At 63.5% G+C, this 17,507-nt stretch carries 22 protein-coding genes; 4 read left to right on the top strand and 18 right to left on the bottom strand.

All coding sequences use genetic code 11. The annotated features are described in order from the left end of the window. Positions 1–220: 220 nt before the first annotated feature. Complete coding sequence (locus tag ATE67_RS03455; protein WP_156416893.1) at positions 221–691, top strand: SRPBCC domain-containing protein; 471 nt, start codon at positions 221–223, stop codon at positions 689–691. A 43-nt stretch (positions 692–734) separates the two neighbouring features. Here the strand turns inward: ATE67_RS03455 and ATE67_RS03450 are convergent, their stop codons facing one another. From ATE67_RS03450 to ATE67_RS03440, 3 genes are all read right to left on the bottom strand, one after another. Next, the gene (locus ATE67_RS03450; RefSeq protein WP_058809153.1) at positions 735–968 is read right to left on the bottom strand and encodes a DUF6117 family protein; all 234 of its coding nucleotides are present in this window, start codon (positions 966–968) and stop codon (positions 735–737) included. A 7-nt stretch (positions 969–975) separates the two neighbouring features. After that, the gene (locus ATE67_RS03445; protein WP_058809137.1) at positions 976–1,998 is read right to left on the bottom strand and encodes an SLOG family protein; all 1,023 of its coding nucleotides are present in this window, start codon (positions 1,996–1,998) and stop codon (positions 976–978) included. 73 nt (positions 1,999–2,071) lie between these two features. Beyond that, a complete protein-coding gene (locus ATE67_RS03440; RefSeq protein ID WP_058809138.1) occupies positions 2,072–2,536 on the bottom strand; it encodes a DUF736 domain-containing protein in 465 nt (154 codons plus the stop codon). A 161-nt stretch (positions 2,537–2,697) separates the two neighbouring features. Between ATE67_RS03440 and ATE67_RS03435 the strand changes: the two genes are divergently transcribed. Continuing rightward, entirely contained in the window at positions 2,698–2,892 is a 195-nt protein-coding gene (locus ATE67_RS03435; protein WP_231728035.1) for a hypothetical protein, read from the top strand. Positions 2,893–3,283: 391 nt separating this feature from the next. Then, positions 3,284–4,069 (top strand): hypothetical protein, encoded by a 786-nt coding sequence (locus tag ATE67_RS03430; RefSeq protein ID WP_058809140.1) that lies wholly within the window; start codon positions 3,284–3,286, stop codon positions 4,067–4,069. 45 nt (positions 4,070–4,114) lie between these two features. On the opposite strand, the gene ATE67_RS03425 is transcribed toward ATE67_RS03430, so the two are convergent. The 6 genes from ATE67_RS03425 to ATE67_RS03400 all read right to left on the bottom strand — a co-directional run bounded on the left by ATE67_RS03425 (position 4,115) and on the right by ATE67_RS03400 (position 7,786). After that, positions 4,115–4,741, bottom strand: a complete 627-nt coding sequence (locus ATE67_RS03425; RefSeq protein WP_231728034.1) for a hypothetical protein — start codon at positions 4,739–4,741, stop codon at positions 4,115–4,117. A gap of 75 nt (positions 4,742–4,816) precedes the next feature. Further along, complete coding sequence (locus ATE67_RS03420; protein WP_058815267.1) at positions 4,817–5,269, bottom strand: hypothetical protein; 453 nt, start codon at positions 5,267–5,269, stop codon at positions 4,817–4,819. After that, a complete protein-coding gene (locus ATE67_RS03415; protein WP_058809143.1) occupies positions 5,254–5,928 on the bottom strand; it encodes a hypothetical protein in 675 nt (224 codons plus the stop codon). The genes ATE67_RS03420 and ATE67_RS03415 overlap by 16 nt, the downstream gene beginning before the upstream one ends. Further along, positions 5,912–6,382: a hypothetical protein gene (locus ATE67_RS03410; RefSeq protein WP_058815266.1), complete on the bottom strand. Its 471-nt coding sequence runs from the start codon at positions 6,380–6,382 to the stop codon at positions 5,912–5,914. The genes ATE67_RS03415 and ATE67_RS03410 overlap by 17 nt, the downstream gene beginning before the upstream one ends. 55 nt (positions 6,383–6,437) lie before the next feature. Further along, positions 6,438–7,289 (bottom strand): GIY-YIG nuclease family protein, encoded by an 852-nt coding sequence (locus ATE67_RS03405; RefSeq protein WP_058809145.1) that lies wholly within the window; start codon positions 7,287–7,289, stop codon positions 6,438–6,440. A gap of 8 nt (positions 7,290–7,297) precedes the next feature. Beyond that, complete coding sequence (locus ATE67_RS03400) at positions 7,298–7,786, bottom strand: hypothetical protein (RefSeq protein ID WP_058540022.1); 489 nt, start codon at positions 7,784–7,786, stop codon at positions 7,298–7,300. A 253-nt stretch (positions 7,787–8,039) separates the two neighbouring features. Here ATE67_RS03400 and ATE67_RS21295 point away from each other — a divergent pair, with 253 nt between their 5' ends. Beyond that, positions 8,040–8,225, top strand: a complete 186-nt coding sequence (locus tag ATE67_RS21295; protein ID WP_156416892.1) for a hypothetical protein — start codon at positions 8,040–8,042, stop codon at positions 8,223–8,225. A gap of 122 nt (positions 8,226–8,347) precedes the next feature. Here ATE67_RS21295 and ATE67_RS03395 read toward each other — a convergent pair whose 3' ends face one another. The 9 genes from ATE67_RS03395 to ATE67_RS03355 all read right to left on the bottom strand — a co-directional run bounded on the left by ATE67_RS03395 (position 8,348) and on the right by ATE67_RS03355 (position 17,502). Next, positions 8,348–10,012 (bottom strand): ATP-binding protein, encoded by a 1,665-nt coding sequence (locus ATE67_RS03395; protein ID WP_058815265.1) that lies wholly within the window; start codon positions 10,010–10,012, stop codon positions 8,348–8,350. Then, the gene (locus tag ATE67_RS03390; RefSeq protein ID WP_058809147.1) at positions 10,009–11,766 is read right to left on the bottom strand and encodes a PIN-like domain-containing protein; all 1,758 of its coding nucleotides are present in this window, start codon (positions 11,764–11,766) and stop codon (positions 10,009–10,011) included. Before ATE67_RS03390 ends, ATE67_RS03395 begins: the two co-directional genes overlap by 4 nt. A 290-nt stretch (positions 11,767–12,056) precedes the next feature. Further along, positions 12,057–13,589, bottom strand: coding sequence for an ATP-binding protein (locus ATE67_RS03385; protein WP_058809148.1), 1,533 nt, complete (start codon positions 13,587–13,589; stop codon positions 12,057–12,059). Beyond that, a complete protein-coding gene (locus tag ATE67_RS03380; protein ID WP_058809149.1) occupies positions 13,586–15,199 on the bottom strand; it encodes a hypothetical protein in 1,614 nt (537 codons plus the stop codon). Before ATE67_RS03380 ends, ATE67_RS03385 begins: the two co-directional genes overlap by 4 nt. 716 nt (positions 15,200–15,915) lie before the next feature. Continuing rightward, a complete protein-coding gene (locus ATE67_RS21625; RefSeq protein WP_197411715.1) occupies positions 15,916–16,209 on the bottom strand; it encodes an RNA polymerase sigma factor in 294 nt (97 codons plus the stop codon). 70 nt (positions 16,210–16,279) lie between these two features. Beyond that, positions 16,280–16,567 (bottom strand): DUF5983 family protein, encoded by a 288-nt coding sequence (locus ATE67_RS21620; protein ID WP_058539847.1) that lies wholly within the window; start codon positions 16,565–16,567, stop codon positions 16,280–16,282. Positions 16,568–16,644: 77 nt separating this feature from the next. Beyond that, complete coding sequence (locus tag ATE67_RS03365; protein ID WP_058539846.1) at positions 16,645–16,893, bottom strand: hypothetical protein; 249 nt, start codon at positions 16,891–16,893, stop codon at positions 16,645–16,647. Then, positions 16,877–17,221, bottom strand: a complete 345-nt coding sequence (locus ATE67_RS21290; protein ID WP_058799773.1) for a hypothetical protein — start codon at positions 17,219–17,221, stop codon at positions 16,877–16,879. The genes ATE67_RS03365 and ATE67_RS21290 overlap by 17 nt, the downstream gene beginning before the upstream one ends. Before the next feature lie 80 nt (positions 17,222–17,301). Next, the gene (locus ATE67_RS03355; protein ID WP_058815264.1) at positions 17,302–17,502 is read right to left on the bottom strand and encodes a hypothetical protein; all 201 of its coding nucleotides are present in this window, start codon (positions 17,500–17,502) and stop codon (positions 17,302–17,304) included. Positions 17,503–17,507: the final 5 nt, after the last annotated feature.

Genomic DNA, 17,507 nt, shown 5'->3' with positions numbered 1-17,507 from the left:
CCAAGGAAAATGGTGGGGCCCCGCCGTCCTTGAGGCCGGCGCCGTCCCCGTGCCATGCTGAAAAGAGTTGAGAGAGAAGAAGAGGCTTGCGAAGCGGGGGCTCGATGCCCCCGATTCGCAAATGGTGCGCCCCAGGCGCCACCCTCAAAAGACCGGGGGGCGGCACCAACGATCACCCCGCCCCTGTGGCACCGGGGTAGCCATGAAAGGATGACAGGTCTTGAGTGCGCCGAAACAGGGGGAACGGGTCGACAGCACGTCACGAATCATCCTGGCGAGCCCGCGCATGCTCTTCCGGACCTTTCTCGACCCGGAGACGCTGAAGGCGTGGCGGATTCCCGAAGGGGTCGATGGCGGCTTCTCGGCGCTCGATCCCAGGGCCGGCGGCGGCTATCGCCTGGAGCTGCGTTACGCGGATGAAGCTCATGGTGTGTCGGCGCCTGGCAAGGACCTCGTCGAGGGCCATTTCGTCGATTTCCTGGCGGACGAACGGGTACTGGAGAGAGTCCGCTTTCTCGGCGAGGACCGTCGCGAGATCGCCGCCATGACGTTCGAGACACTGATCGAGGCGGCACAGAGCGGGACCAAGGTGACGCTGCGCGCGACCGGCGTACCGGACGCGGTCGGCGCGGACACGCATCGCGAGGCGCTCGCTGCCGCGCTTCGACGGCTCGCTCTGCTGACCGAGTGAACAAAAAAGGCGACCACTCCGAAAGGAGGGTCGCCCTTGAGGTTCAACTGGGAGTCGGCTGGTGCCCCGGTGGCCAGATGAGTTCGGCGGGGTCGCCGTCATGGAGATGCGCAAGCGGGGTGATGACATGGCCGCCGCCTTCGCGCCGCATCTCGCACAGGACATAGACCGGGGCGCCCGTCGCGCGGCCGGTGCATTCCATCAGCGCCAGGTCACGCCGTTCGGCGGCGCGCAGGAGCAGGGCATAAGTGTCGCGGCAGCGCGCGGGGAACGCCATGGCCCCCTCACGCCGCCCGCGCGGCCGGGGCGGCGGCCCCGGGGCGCCGCGGCGCATCCGCCGGGATCGCCGCGTCGGTCTTGCGGAAGGCGTGGATTGGGATGCCGGCCTTGCGGAGCAGCTGATAGAGATTGGCCTGGAGGCCCGATCCTTCACAGAGCAAGGCCTCGACCGGCTTTAGGTCGACGAGCTTGCGGTTGCGGTTGAAGGCGATCTTCTTGCCCGAACCATAGAGACCATAAGCGACGAGCGGCACCCCGTTTTCGGGGCGCGCGGCCCATGCCGCGGCGATCGCGTCGGCGCCCTTGCGCTGGCCCGTCGTGACCAACGTCATGTGCGGGACGCGCGCCTTGATCGCGTCGAGCCTCGCCCAGATCGGCTGCCAATTCTCCCATTGGGCAGGGCCGGAGAAGACAATGATCGGCCCTTGCGGCAGATGACGTTCGCGCGCCGCGAGCTGGCGTTCGCGCAGGAAGTCCTGCACCGCGACCTGGCTCGCGGTCGCGACGGTCGAGACGCGCGAGCCCCTGGCCGGGGACCAGGGCCAGCCCGCGAGGGCGCGGTACATCTCGGCGGCATAATCGCGCATGCATTCGAGAGCGCCGCGCTGCTCGGCGAGCGAGCGGCAGAGCATCTGTTTCTCCTCGAGGCTCGTCGCATAGACCTCGCTGAGATCGGGGCGGCGGGCGAGCTCGCCAAGGTCCCCGGCGACCGCATCTTCACGGCGTTCGATCTTGCCCGCCACGAAATGGAAGGAATTGACGATGCCCCAGGCGATGTCGGGGGCGAAGGGCTCGAGCCGCGTGCCGGTGAACAGATCGAAGATGGCGGCGACGATGCCGCCGCATTCGGCCTGCGCCGCGATCGGCTCGGGCATGTCATGCTCGCCGGGTTCGTCCCCGGCCTCGATGATCGAGAGAGGCATCGGGTCGCCGAAAGCGGCCTGGAATTCGGGGGTGGCGATCGCTTCGGCATAAAGCTGCTTGAGGTCGGCAAAGCGGTCGATGCTTGGGGGACGGCTGTGCGTCATGTCCTGACCTTTCCAATGAAAGAAGAGAAAAGGGCCGGGCGCGCGAACGCCCCCGGCCCGGCCAAGCCGCCCGTCAGAAGGGGATCTCGTCATCGACGGGCTGCTCGTCGCCCATCACGCCACCGTCGCGACCAGCGGTGCTGTCGCCGAAGCCGCCCTGATCCCCCGAGGGATCGCCGGCGCGGCCCGAGCGGATCGCGGGACCGAAATCGTCGCGCCGCTGCGGGCGACGCCAGGCGACGCGATAGCCATCCTCATCGCTTCCGAAGAGCGCGATAGGGAGCGGTTCGGCGAGGCCCGGATCGTCGATCGAGCCCTGGAGAAACACCTCGCCGGTCGTGTGCTTGGCGACGGCTTCCCAGAGTGCGCCGACCTGGACCCAGCGATTGCCGACATTGAGCGCGATGATCTCGAAGACCGGGGCGCGGTCATTGTCGCTTTCGACGGGACGGAGGCCGAGGCGCGGCAGATCGATCGTGCGGGTGGCGATCGAACCCAGGAGACGGCCATTGCGGACGTTGAATTCACCGATATTCATGAGACTTTCCTTTGACATATGTCGCTCAGGCCAGTCCCAAGCGACACCTTCCAAAAGCCCTCTCTCCTCTCTGTCCCACCGCCGCGGCCGCGTGCCGACGCGCAAGGGGATCTTCACCTTCGCCGCCGCACCGAGGCTCGCTTCATGGTGGCTCGGGCGCTATGATCGCACCCATGGACTCGGAGACGATGCGAACGGTCGCGCGGCTGGCGCGGTCCCGCGCCGAGCGCGGCAGCGCGGCCGCGCATGGCGACGGCCTCGAACGGCTGGGCGCCGCACGGGCGCTGCGTCAGCTTGCTGCCGATCTCGAGGCCTCCGCCGACGCGGCCGACCGCCGTCCGCGGCCTTTCCGCTAGCGCCGCTGATCTCCACATCCACCCTATCCTTCACCCCGCGCCTTTCTTCCCCCGGGAGCCTATCGTCATCCGGCAGGGCCGAGATCCGGCGCAGCCGGCGCTCGGTCGGAGCGGCGCGCGAGCGACGCGGAGATAGAGCGGCGGTGCCCGCGCCAGCGGGCAGCCGTCCTCGCTCACCTCCGTCAGCGGAATGGTTCAGAGCGAACCGCTGCGCAGCCCCTTGCGGCGCCGAACCGGGATTCCTATATCGCATTTCGGGTTGGACACCTGTGACCTGTCGCCGGGTCAAACGTCCGAAGACCATCGAGCTTTTGCATCATGATCCCGAGGCACCCTTCCACCGGGCAGCTGCGTAATCGGCGAACGGCCATGCCCCTCCTGGAGGTGCTCAATGTTCACCCTGTCCATTTCCGTCACTGCGTCCGCTGTCGATGCGGTCAAACGTTCGCTGACCAAGGCGCTGCCCGAGGTCAAATCGTCGCACCGCTGCGAAGCGCTCGCGCGGGGGCTGGCATACCGGACCTATGCGTCGCTCAAGGCGAATACGGACGCGGGTCATCATGCCGTCGCCGATGGCGCGGCGTTTACGGCCTATCTGGCGCAGCATGACTTCCACGGTCCGGGTACGGCACTGTACCGAGCGGTCGCCAAGGCTGCACTCGAGCAGGTAGCCGAGCGCTATCCGACGCTGACCGCTAGCGGCTTCGGCATCGGCGAATGGCAGCCGGACGACACGGCAGCGGTGCGGCGCCAGCGCTTCGACGACGACCGGGCCGAGCTGGTCAGCGGTCATTCGGCCGAACCCTTCCTCGCCAGTCTCGCCTTCGTCGCGCGGGTCGAACGAACGAAAACGATCCGGCCCGCGACCAACAGCTATTGGCTGAAGCATATCGCCGAGAATTATGAATGCCGCTATCCCGGCGGCGAAAAGCTCGGGCCGGTCTATGTCCCCAATGGCCTGCTGATCGCGGCCGCAATCCATGCCGGGTTCGACGCGAAGCCCCATACCGACGATTTTGGCCGCGAGACTCTCAATGCGGGCTTCAACATGGCCAAGGCGTCGCTCTACGATCTTGATTGCGAGATCAGGCCCGAAGGAGCCCGGGCGCAGGCCCGCCGCGAAGAAGAGCGGCGTCGCGCGCTCCGACGTGCCTATGGCTCCGCGGTCTGGGTCTAGCGGAGCCGTGGCTGAAAATAGCGACGACATGCTACGACGCGATGCTCAAGCGTCCGCGGCGCCTCGGGTTTCGACGCAGCCGATGGGGATAAAGAGATAGCGCAAGCGGCCGCCGGCTCCACCGACATCGGCATAGTCGCGCCAAGCCAGCGGATAGCTACCGGCGATTGCCAGCGGCACCTCCCGCCCCCTGGTCGTTCCCGAGCCGGCGCCCTCGGCCCAGGCCAGCGTGCCGCCAAGCACCCGAAGGTCGGCGAGGTTGAACGCGGCGTCGAACGTGTCGGCGTGCCGGCGCGGCGACCAATAGGCCGGGTCGTTGGTGAGGATGAGGACGCCGCCGGTGGCGCCGAAGCGTTCGCAGAAGGCCTCCATGCGGACGACATCCTTGCAGACGTCGTAGCGGCGGATGTCGTGCGCGCTTTGATGGCGCAGGCGGAACGCCTCGCCGGCGACCGAGACATCGGCGGCGCGGCACAGATATTTGAGCTCGAGGCCGGCCAGTACGTTCTTCTTTCGGAGCAGGATATCGAGGCTGGCGCGCGCACCGAGCCCGAAGGGATATTCGAGCCGCAGCGCGAGCGCGGGATCCATGGCGCGGAGTTCGATCGCCAGTTCGTGCTGAAAGTCCGCCTCCGAGTGGAAGATCGGACGTCGGGCGCTCAAGCGCGTCATCAGGGGTTCGATATGGATCATCTCACGCTCCCCCGCGAAGTTTGGCCGCTTTAGGCCCTCCCTCCCACAAGGCGTTCAGAACGCCCGGTGGACCGGTATGCCCATCCGGCCCAGCGCCGCATAGGTGAAGACGAGATTGACACCGTGGCCCCTGGACGCGTCGGTGAGCCTCAAGAGCGCGAAAAAGGCCTCGCGCAGCGACGGATCGAGCCGGCGCCGCTTGTCCGCGGCATCGCGCGCGAACCGCATGGCGCAACCGGCAAGGAGATCGCTGGCCTGCAAGCACAGATCGTTCGTGCTGGCGGTGAAGCATAACGCGGCGGCGCCGGACACGTCATAGTCGGCGAAGGGAAGATGCATGACAGGCCCCTGCCGGGCGAGGTCATCCATCGCCGCCTTGGTGTCGGCAAGAACGCGGCCATATTGGAGTTGCTCGTCATGGACGAGGCTCACGCCTTCGAGACCCCCGGCACGGGACAGGTTGATGCGGCCATAGATATGAGCGAGCGATGTCAGGTTGGGCAGCATCCAGACCATCCGGTCGGACTCGGTCCGGTCGGGCAGCGGCAGGAAGGCCCTTGTGTCGGCGTCGGCCCGACAGGCACGGTCTCGGGCTTCCATTGTGAGAAACTGGCCGACTCTGGCGATGTCTCCGTCCGAGGGTCGAACCAGGCCCACAGCTCATCGAGAAGCACGCGGATAGCCGGGAGCGACGGCTCGCGGCATGCTGCGAGATAGCCGAGCAGGAGAGCGTCGGCCGGTTCGTCGGTCAGGAATTCGGCGACGGCGTTGCGAACAGGTTCGGGCACCTGGCCCAGGCCAAGCCCGCCGCAGAGCAGATAGGTCACAACATGCGTGGCGATAAAGAAGCGCTTGTCAACGAGCTCGATGAAGACCGGGCAGTCCCGCGCCTTCAGATAGGCCGCGAGGTCGGTCACGAACCGGGGCAAGCGCGCCATGGCCGATTTGAGCTCGCCCGGGCCGCAGCCATGGACACCGCGCAGGCGTTCCATCTCGGCGCCGAGCGCCCTTGCATCGGCGACGCCGATACAGGCAAGCGCGAAGACCGGCTGATCGGCGAAATCGAGCGCGCGGGTGGCTGCGAGATCGCCGCTATGGCCGCTCTCATCGATAAAATAGGCGGTGGGTTCGGGCGGAGAGCCATGGGGTTCAGTAATAGAGATCATAATCGCCGCCAAAACCGCCGAGTCTGGCCAGCTCATCGAGAATGGTGATCGTGGTCGTGAGGAGAAGACGGGTACGCGGCGGATCGCTCCAATAGCTAAGCCCATGCTTGCCGCCGTGGAAGAGGTTGTTACGGACCGTCCGGACGTATATCGTCAGTGCTTGGAGGTCCGAGGCATCTTCGGGGATCGGCGGCTCTTCGAAATCATGGTCGGGCTCGCCGACGATCTGCCGTTCGGGTTTTGCCGCGATGAGCGCTTTGGCTGCGGGCGTCAGTTTGTACGCACCTTCATGGGCTTCCCAGAATTCCTTCCAGCTCGGTTCCGCTTTCCGTCCGACCACATGCGACTTCAGATAGCGCCTTTCCTTCAGCGCGAATTCGAAGCGCGAGAACCAATAGAAGAAGTCGAACACGATGGCCCGGAATTCCCGGTCGATCTCGTCACCGCGCATCATGGCCGTATTCTCCTGCCGGGCTGGCAACCGAGGGGCAAGGTCGCATCGCACCTACTCAATTGCGGTTGAGGCCGATGGTGCGGCTCAAAAGCTTCGCTTTCCATTGAGCTTCCATGGCAAGGATGTCGGCCTCCGAGGCGGCCGACCCCGCGACCTCGAGGATGCTGACCGTAAAATCGGAAGGGTCGCGGATTCTGAGGCCGACATTGCCGCCATGACCGGACGCGACATAATCGCGCCAGCGCGCGAGGAACCCTCCGGCTGAGCAGGCGGACCCGACATAATGTTCACGCGTGCGCGGACAGGCGAGCAGATAGACCCCTCGGCTGGCGGCGAGCACTTCCTTCCACGCCGCTGGTATCGTCTCGACCTCGGACAGCGGACGGACGAGATTGGTGAAGCCCGGGAAGGGATCCTCGCGAAAGGCACGCAAGAGCTCAACGATCGGCTTGTCGCGCAGCTCCGCCCGCTGCTTCCAGGCGCGGCGGCTGCTCGCGCTATCACCCCAATGGATGGACAGGCGGCCGACATAGTCAGCGAGATCCGGCATCAATATACAGTCATATTGATCATATTGCGCCCAGCCCTTCTCCTCGCCGATGCCCCGCCCGGTGAAGGCGTCGATCGCACCGACCGCGACGGCGCCGATCAGCTTCACCCGATAGAGGCCGACGAACAGGGTGCCGCCGCCGGGCGGCGCCACGAAGCTCGCCCAAAAGGCACTGCGGAAATGGCTGCGCTGTTTCACGTCCTGGACGGATTGATATCGCTCGAAGGCAGCGGGATCGTCGCGCCAGAGCGAATAAGGTGTGCGGCCACGCTCCTTCTCGGTCTGATGACGGAGCAGGCGCACCTCGGCCGGATCGATGCCTTCCGAGCGCAGCAGCATGTTGAAGGTTAGCGGCATCGCGGCGGCTAGTCCGCCAGGATCGGATCGATGGTGGGCAGGACCCAGCGCATTAATCCCACCTGGTCGAAATATCCCAGAAAAGTGTCGCGGGGCTTTGGCAAGCCATCGACGAAGCGCGCCGGTTCGCATCGCCAGCGATCCTGGGCGGCGGGACGAATGGCCTTGCGCGGCATCCAGGCGATGTGTCGCGGCGCAGGATCCTCGAGCCCTGCGAAGAGCGGGATTGCCAGGATCATGTCGTCATGAAAAGCCGTGATCGGACCCACATAACCGTAGCGAGCCTTGTCTGTTTTTCCCTCGGTCGGATATTTGCCCTTCACCTGGACTGGCCGGACGATCATACCGTCGGCGGCAGCATAGGTTGCGATCATGTCGAACCCCTGGTCGCGGTGCGGGAAATAGAGGTTCCAGCCGGCGTCGGCCATCAGGCCCGCCACATACATTTCGGCGAAATAGTCACGGGATTTCCAGCTGGCTTGTTCCTGTTCGATCATCGGCCGGCCATTCCCCTTTCCATATCCATGATGCGGACGGACCATGAAGAAAAGCTTGTTCCAAAGCCAGTCAAAGCCGTGGATCGCTATAGCGTCCTTCGCCGGAGTGGCAGAACGAGAAGAATTCGAAGCCGGAGAGCGGACAGGAACATAGAATGAACTTCTACTTGCGTGATGATCTCGCGGCGCGATACTGGGAGGACCGGTCCAACGGCGAAACGCCGTCGGGGATCTCGATATGAGGACAAGATCGATGACGGTGAAGGATGCCCGGAATGCCGAAATGGAGAGGCTGCATAGCGAAGGGGCAAGCTATGCGGCACTCGGACGGCAATTCGGATTGTCGCCGTCGCGTGTGACGGAGATTATTGCCCGAATAAGGCGCAAGCGAAAGACGCTGCAACTGCTCCTCGAGGCACCGCTTCGGCGCACGACATGAGTATCTTTCCCTATGGGCTCTGTTTTGCCGTCCGGCAGCATGGTCTGATTCTCACGGATATCGTCTGGAACAGGGCGGCAGCGCTCATCCGGCGAGAGATGCGATGACGTAAAGCCCGTGGGTCATGGTCCTCCCGCAGCAAGATGGGCAGCGGCAGCCGCGAATATGCGCTGCGCCTCCTCTGCACCCTGTTCGGATTCGATGATGAAGCGCACAGCTGCCAGCATGCGGTCGGCAGGCCAGGCGTCGGGGGAATCCATCTCGTCGTCGTCGCCGACGTCATCGCTTTCGCCGCTGCCGCCGCCAATGTCGTTGCCGTCATCCGCACCACCGCCATCATCGTCCTCCGGCGCAGGCACGTTGCCACCTCCCTCCTGGGGTCTCTCGGGTTCCGGTTTCGGGCGGGCGCGCAGTTCGTCGAGCTTCTCCTGCAATGTCTTGAGCCTCGACACATGGCCACCGACCTCATCGGGGTCTCCGCCGGTGAGCTTCTCAGGCTTCAGCCGGGCAAGGATGCGATTGATGGTGGCGGCGACCCGGTCGGCAACGACAGGTTCGATCCACTCCGCATCGATCGTTCGCGCGAGCCCGGCTATTTCGCTGGCGATCGAGCGGAGCGTCGTCCGGCTCTTCGAGGCTTCCCGGACGAGGGTGACGACGCGCTTTGCGACCTTCGTCTTCACGTCAGTGCGGATCTGGCGCCAGGCCGCGCTGTCCTCGAACCCGTCGCGGCGCGCGTTGGGGATTACGGCGGGATTGGTGATGAAAATCTCTCCGACGGCGTAGCGTTGGAGGCGGCCTTCGGTGCCACCGAGTGTCAGCTCAGACCCTAAAGTCTCGATGAGGCTCGACCCGTCTATCTGGATATTTTTCATCCGGAAGCGCACGCCTGCGACCGTGTCGTCGGTAAGTTCTCCCTTGAAGTTCGAACGGGCGATCCAGCCATGCCAGCCGAGCTCGGCGTTGTTGATGAGTTCGATGTCATTCACGGTCGATGGCTTGCGCGGATCGCTCGTCGGCGTCGCATCGTCATAGGCCTTGAGGATCTGGGTGCGTTCGCGCTTGTAGCGCGTTTCAACCTCGATCGAGCCGATCGGATGTCCGACTGTCTCGGCGAAATTCCGGATGCGCGGCGCGAAGGTGAAGCGATCCGAATAGTCGGTCGGACAAACCTGTCGGAGATAGGGCACCAGCTTTTCGATTTCGGCAAATTCGAGACCGACACCGGTGAGGCCGATCATTTCAACCTCGGTCCAATGGGCATCAACCGGTGCCGTCCTGATGTCGCTCGTGGAGCATTGCCGGATGACTTCGCGAATATCCTGATAGTCCGCGCTGGGCTTCATGAAACCTCGCAGGCGGCCGCAATCGAACTCGACGATGGTCGCGACATCCTCACCGGCCACGGTGGTGGAGAAACGAAGGGTCGTACAATAGGCGATGCCGGCAAGGCGCCCGATCCCCCGAAATCCTGCATTCAGCGTCGAGCGTTTGGTGCTGGCGCCGACAGACACGAGAATGCCGACGGCCTGCGCGGAGGGAATGCCGGTGCCATCGTCCTTGACGGTGATCGTGGGACGACTTTGCGAGCCGCTGATCGAAACCGTGACGAGGCCTTCGGCCGGACCGATCAGTTCAACGGCCCGCGCGGCACGGATCGCGTCATAGCCATTTTGTACATATTCGCGGATACAGTGCCGCGGATCTTCATACATACCCGTGGTCAGGGATTCGAGCGAATAGGATCCGACGATCACTGAGTCGGCGGGCACCTGGGCTTTCGTCATCGCAGCAATTCTCCGCTGTTCGGGCCCCAGCCGACAAAACCTATCCGCTCGGGAAGTTCGATCTGGAAATTGGTCGGGCCTTCGAGAGTCAGCATGGTCTCAGGGACCACGAACTCGCGCGCCAGTGCTGCGAGCAGATCAGTGACCGGCATTTCCTCGCTCTTGCCGCCGCTCACGAGCTGACGCGATTCAGGGGCATTCATTTCGAGCAAATCCTTTCCATCGGCCTGGCAACCGATAAGGCGGCTGCCGCTGAGCTGGAGTTCGATCGGGATGCCGCGTTCCGGTTCGCCCGGAAGAGCGAGATAGAGTTTCCGGAAGGGATCGAGTGTCGTCGCGATCGTCGCTTCATAGGCGACGCGTGTGTCGGCGTCGCCGGCGTGATCGAAGAGGATACCGGTGATATCGCTGTGCGCCGTCGGCTTCCTCGGCTCGCCATTTTCGTCAAAATAGGTCTCGCCGAGCATGCCGACGAGGAGGTTGGCCCGTATCTCCGCCGAATATTCGTCGCCGTTGAGAACATGCTGTGCGAGTTCGATCGGCTTCAGCGCGTCGTCGTTCGACGCTGCGACAATGCCCCGGCCAATTTGCTTGGCTTGATCGGCATTGACCTGGTGCATATATTCGGTCAGCGCCGCGGCCGCCGCGTTGGTTATGCTCCAGCCTTCCGCACGGAGCGCGTTAACCGCTCGCCAGACCGGGCCTTCTGTATCCTCCCCGGGCTCGAATATCATGTCCGACGATCCGAAGCTCACGGCAACGGGCTCGCCCTCGGCACTTTCCCCGCGTCGTTCGGCGCGCCCGTCGCGCACGCTTCCGCGCGGGTTGCCCACATCGGGCTGAAGCGCGCGGACAAGGTTTGTGACGCGCGCGCCATGACCTGTCCGCAGAATGTGCGTGAGCATTTCGAGCGAGATCACGTGGATCCCTTCGAGGTGCGGGCAGCGAAATTTCGCTTCCTGTGCGAGAAGCGGGAGCGGAAGGGTGATGAGGCCGCCATTCTGCAGGAGGCCGCCCTCGTCGGTCGCAACGCGTTCGGGATTATAGACCCAGTCCTTCTTGGTGTTGTCGCGTGTCACGATCACAAGATGCTTGGCTTCCGGCGCACCGCAATCCTGCAGCGCCTCGAGCCACATGATAAGGTCGCCGAAGCGGTTGCGCTTCTTACCCTTGAGTTGGGCCGATCCTTCGCCTTCCTCGCCTTCTCCATTTTGAGTCCTCACGCCGCCATCGCCGAAGCCGGGAGGAACGTCATGACTGTAGCGCGCCTCGCCCGTCCGGTTTACCTCATCGTAGATGATCGTCATGTCGGATGTGAGGGCGTGACCGGCGATGAACGGCAGCAAGCGCGCATTTGCGTCATCGTGCCCGGGGTCGATGTGCTCGGCCCGCTTGGCGAGCGCCTCTCCCGTAGCGAGAAAACCATCAAGCTCGCGTGAGAATTGCTCCATGCTCATGTCGCCGAAGGTGCGCTCATCGACGTAGCGAAGGCTTTCGGACCGAAATCGCGCCATATAGTTGCTCAGGGTCTTGGCGGTTGCTTTCAAGGGCCATTTTGTCCGCAGCGCGCGGGTATGATCCCAGGTTTCCTTCGCTGACCAGACGGGAATACGCACCTTGGGCCCGAAGGAATCGAGCGCGTTGAGCAGTTCCTCGCGGGCACTGCGGCTCATTTCGTAGCAGTGGATGAGAACGCTTGCGTCGACATAAATCCGGGCGCCGTCAGACCGGAAAGCCTCCTGGATCTGCCGCATGCACTCACTGCGAGAGGGAGCGATTTCCGGAAATATCATTGTGTGAAAGCCGCCCCGCGCAAGAATTTTATTGGATGCGACGACTGATTACTGATTCAATCTTCTGAGTCGAGGGTGAACAAACTCGAGTTTGGAAACAGCCCATTGCCGGACAATGCTTCGTCTCGAGCGTTCAAATGAAAGTGCAATGCTATTCGATTGTCCGGATCGGTTCCAAATAGCGAGCATGGGGCCGCCAGCCCGAAACTGAAGGCTGCTCCGCGCCTGCCGAGCCCCTCACCGAAGACCACTCAGGCAATCTGGGCAATAATCCGGTCGACAAGGCCCTTTGCGGCCGAGCGGTTGACTGAGCAGTTGTAAATTAGAGCAAACATTTCCTCGTAAAAGGCGCGTCGTTCGGGGTTCAGCCGGTCAAGTGGCGATGCGGGGGCCTGCTCGTCGGACGCCAGCATGTCGAGCTCTTCGCGCAACCCGTCGAGCTCCAGGCGCGTCTGTTGATGCACATCGACGACGAGCTCCGTTTGGCCGGTATGCTTCTCGGCACGCATCAGCGCGAGTTCGACCGAAAGCGCCACGCGGTCGCGCTCGGCGGCACCAAGGCTTCCCTGTCTCAGGATTGAAAGCCCTTCGCGGGCGGAGGCTTGCTCGAGCTCGATATCGCGCACCCGCTTGCGCTCCCGCGAACTGGTGCGGCAGCGGTTAGCAACCTCGCGTCCGTGCGGCGCGAGATGGTTCTTCAAATTCGCGAGATGGATGTTGCGCTCAAAATCGTCCCGGCGCCCATTCGGGACTATGCGGGGATCGAGAATATGGATTTCACCGACCGCCCAGCTGTCGAAACGCTGTTCGGGGAATGCGTCGGCGAGAACGCCCGCATCGCCAATCTGAATATTGCCGGCGCGCACGCGAAGTCCACGGACCTTGGTCGAAGGATGGATTGCGCCTTCATAATCATGATGGGCGATCCATCCGAGCGCCGCGGTCCCGCCATCCGTCGACGGGATTTCCACGAAGCTGATTTCATGCAGCCGAAGCGGACGAACGCCCTCTACCAAGATCTCGTCGACATGTGGACGCATGAGCGGCGGTTCGCCGTTGATGGAAATTTCAATACCGGCCATGTCAAGCTCGGCCGAAAGCTTCGCGACGATGCCCTCCCGGTGCGAAAAGGCGGTGTTGAGCGGAAGCGGCGCGACCTGGGACAGGTAATCGGCGACGGCGCCCGGCGACATGAGCCGGTCGTCACCGTGGCGCACCACCCCCTCGAGCCTGACCTCGAAAAAGGGAGGGCCGGCTTCGGTTTCTATATGTGTTTCTGTGACGGCCGCGACCAGCGCGGGAAGATCGCGGTGATCGTCGGGGTCCTTGAGCGCAGCGCGCATACGCTGACAGTCCCATCGCATTGTTGACACAATGTCCTCGCCGCGCGCGCGCGACCGGAACGTCAGCGCGCGCGCATAGGCCAGTCCCGACAGCCGGCCGACGCCGCGAAACCCCCGCGCCTGCGTGCCCCGTTTGAGACTCGCCCCTACAGCCGTCAATCTTGCGGCGAAACCCTGCATCGGCAGGCCGTCCCCGTCATCGCGAATGACGATTGTGCGCGCGGCGGGATCGAGCGCGATCTGGACCTGTCCGGCGGGATGCCCGGCGGCGCGCGCGGCATCGATCGCATCGGCCGAGTTCTGAATATATTCCCGGTAAACCGTAAGTGGGTCGACATACATCGCCGTCGAGAGGAGTTCGATGATGTCCTTTCCAACCGTCGCGGTCTGCTCGAGTTGGCTTTCCGCGTCGCCGCGACCAAGCTGCATCATCGTATTCATGCTGCCACCTTTCGGTTCGCCGACGCCTCAATCGGCTCTTCTTCGGCGTCAAGGCCCGCATCCTCAACGCGTTCGTCCTCTGGAACCCCGAGGTCAGCGGCAACCTTTGGCCAGGAACCCCGTCCGCTCCAGATTGCCGCAAGAAGTTCCTTCGAGCGAGGCATATAGAATTGGAGGATGCTGCGAACGGCCGCATCGTCGGTCATTTCGGTCAAAGTCGGATAATGGCGCGGGTCGCACGATGAAAGGAGCGTTATCAGTTCATGGCGCCGGTCCGGCGAGAGCCGGGAGGCCTGGGCCACATAGTCATCATATTCGGCCCGCCCGCCCTGCTTGTCATACCAGTCGCGGTTGAAGATCATGTCGTGCGGCATCATCAGGATATTCTCGAATTCGGCCACGGTGTCACCGAACGCCCGACGGAAAAATTCGGGGGCGCCGCTCACGACACCATGTGTCGCTTGAAGGATGAGTTGCATCGACCGCAGCTGGTAGCGCGACCAGTGCTCGCCAATATGACCGCGGTCCGGTCGGTTAGTCGGCTGGAAACGCATGGGGAAGGACCAGACGCGAATGTCGAGTTCTTCGTTCAGCGTCACGTTGAGGCGCATGCGCTCGAAGAGATCCGCAGGCGTATCGTGGAAATTATAGAGCATGTAATTCGAGAGCTCGGTAAGCCCATGTTCGTGAGCGTAGCGCACCGCCTGCTCATAGGGCTTGCGAACGCCGAGATGATCGAATGCGATGCGCAAGGGCTTGAGACAGATCGATGCCAATTCCCGCAGGTACATCGGGTCCTTGCACAGAATGCGCGCATCGACGCCTTGATTGAAATCGACCCGGCGCTGAACGGGGACGCGCGAGCCCGACCGCAAAAGCTTCGCGCCCGGGGTGAAGCCGAGATCGCGAATCTCGGCGATGATCTCCTTGAACCGCGGGCTTGCGACAACATTGTTGTCCATGAGGATAAGGTCCTTCTTGGGACCATATTTCTCGTCGATCGCACGGACGATATCGGTCAACGATTCGACGTCACGCTGCATGCCCTCGAGCTTTGGCACGCCGCAGAACTGGCATTTGCGAATGCAGCCGCGGGACGTGTACGCAAAATAAGCGTCGCGGACGGGATATTGATAGTCGATCTGCGAGAGGATGCTGTAGTCGGGCACGAGGTCTTCTATGGGCATTCCCGCGTGATCGTCGGAATAGAGCTCCTCAGAAAAATCGTCGAGTTGCAGCGAAATTGCCGGCGCATCCGAAAGCAGTCCCTTGATGAAGCGTACACCCTGCCAGCGCCGTTCCTCAAGAAAGCGTTCGTGCATCAATGAGGCGGCGATGCCACCGACGAACACCTTGTCGGCCTGGCCGTTCGCGACCTTCAAAGCATAATCGATGCTGTTCGCGATGCGGGGATATTCAAACGAGAACAATGTCGTCACGTAGATGCGGTCCCAGGCTTTGGACAGCACGCTCGGATCCTCGCCCTTTACAAAGCGGACATGGTCCTTCTTGCCGTCGGGCCCGTGATATTGCGCGATCTTCATCAGGCCGAGGGGCGGATATTTATTCTTGTAGCCCGGCTCGATAAGCAGGATTTTCCTGTCAGCCATGGGCCACCTTGCCTTGTGCGTGGAACCCCGTTTCCACCCGGAAACAGGCACGTCCGGCCGCCAGCCGGCCGACTGCCGCCGGGCGTGCAAATTCCCTCTCGATTCCTCGCTTGCTCATCTTGCGACCGCCCCCGAATTACAGTGCTGGCCTGCACTGTGGCAGTCTCATACTGCGCGTCAAGAAATAACCAAGGCTATTGCCGCGACGCTTTTCAGAGGCGCTCCGGGGCGTCGCGGACGTTTTGCCGGCATGGGCCTGACGGTGGGAGGCTGCCGGTCCGACCGCGACGGTCGCGAGGCAGACTAACCCGAACGTCCGCTTTTGGGTGCTGCATGGAGGGGAACGAAACGAGCCGTCCCGGGTCTGTCGCGGACGGAATCGGCCATCGACACCGCGTCAGGCGGTGCGCCGCGGACGACACGCTCGCTGATCTTCGCGGTGGAGCCGGCGCCCGCCCGGGGCGACAAGGAGAGGTGCGCAGCGCCGTCATCGAATCCAGGCCAGCACGCATCCGGGTTGGGCTGGCAGCGTAGCCGTCACACGGACCGGTTGAAACGGATCGCCTGTGCGCACCACATAGTGGTTGCAGCCGGTAGCATACCGAAGACGGGTCGCGAGGACATAGGCATGCTCGAACGAGGCGAGGCGCGCCCGCAGAGGTGACAGGGTCTTCATGGGAGTGTCCGGGATAGTGTGCACAACGCGGAGCCGAGGTTCAGTCGCCCTCAAGGGCGATCGCAATGGCATGCAGCGCATTGGCAAGATTGTGTTCGATCTCCGCGCTGGTCATACCGAGGCGGGTCGCGATTTCGCTGATCGCCAGATCATCGACGCGGTGCATCATGAAAACGGCGAGCTGGTCGACGGGAAGCGCGTCAACGGCGGCTCGGTATCGAGAACGGAGATCGGCGGTGCCCGGCGCGGCGGAAAAAAACCGCAGGGATGCAAGGCAAGCGCGGGCCGCGCGCTGAAGCGCGGCGCCGGCGCGGCGGGCGGCGTGACGGAACATGACGGTCATCCTCTTGGTGTGGCATCGCTCGGGCTGCCTGCTCCCCAGCCCTCTTCCCTCCGTCGCGCCGCTACCAGGGAAAGGTCGGCAGCACCGCCTCGGTGGGGCCGTCGCAGTCGAGGAGAATATAGTCACAGCCATACGCCCGCCCGAGCGCCAGGATCGGAGGAATTTCCTTCGGCAGATGCCGCGCAGTATTGCCGGTCTCGATCCGGGTAGGCAGGAACCAGCCATATTGGGTCGGCGCGACGGGCAATGGCTGGCGTACGGGCGGCAGGTCGGCCCAGTCGCTGAGCAGCTGACCGGTCGCACAGCGTATGTGCGCTGTGCTGAGCACGAGATATTGTCCGGTTTCCATGATATTGGTCTCCTTTGCTCAGGCGTGGCGGAGGGCTGCCGCGAGGGCGGGGCTCGCCGGATCAAAATCAGCGGCCCTCATGTGGCCGTGCGGTCACGCCCCTTCCAGGCGGCTTTGGCCTCCGCGATCGGTATTTCCCGGAAGTGTCCGAGACAGAACTGGATAAAGTCATATTCCTGGGCGATGTCCTCCTCGCCGAGCGCGGCCGCGAGGTCGCGCCGGTAGCGGTCGAGCGGCATCACATGGTCGGCGGGAACCCACCGCGCGAGATCGTCGCTCTCCGCGCCGCAAATATCGCAGGTCGTGCAGTCATAGAGTCCCGACATCGTCCAGTCCTGCGCATCCGTATCCCACCGCGCGGAGGCGTCGCGCACGAGTTGGTCCGAACCGCAATGGGTACAGACCGGCCGCGCGCGCGCCGGCTGGCGGTGGTTCGGGGTCGTCGGGGTCGAAGGGCGCGATCGTCATTGCATAGGAAAGCTCGGGGACAGACGCGTTGAAATAGGGACTGGCCTCGGCGGCGATCGTCGCTGCCGCCTCGATTTCGCCGCTGGCGGGTTGGTCGACAAGCAACGTCTCGGCGGCAAAAACGTCGTCACCAGTGAAATATTCCACGCGGACCGCGTAGGTGAGAACAGACGGGGTGGTCGTCATGAACGGGACTCCTTGAAATGCAAATGACCGGCGCCGGGGCCGGGCTCTTCTGCGGGTTGCTGGAATGGTTGGAGCGAACATCAGCCTTTGCGTGCGCCGCTCGTGATATCGGTAATGCAGGAGGCGACTGCATCGAGGTCGGCGTCGTCATCCGCGGCCGGACTCGCGAGAGCGAGCGTGCCCGCGCGGCAAGGCTGACCTGGACGGCGGACCATGGCGAGTTTGATCGACGCGGGCGTATCAGCGCCGGCAGTGTCGAGATTCGGGTTCGGCATGATCACGTCCG

The organism is Sphingopyxis sp. H050, from assembly GCF_001468265.1.
GTDB lineage: Bacteria > Pseudomonadota > Alphaproteobacteria > Sphingomonadales > Sphingomonadaceae > Sphingopyxis.
The sequence above is the reverse complement of the archived record's forward strand: the minus strand, read 5'-3'. Positions and strand labels throughout refer to the sequence as shown.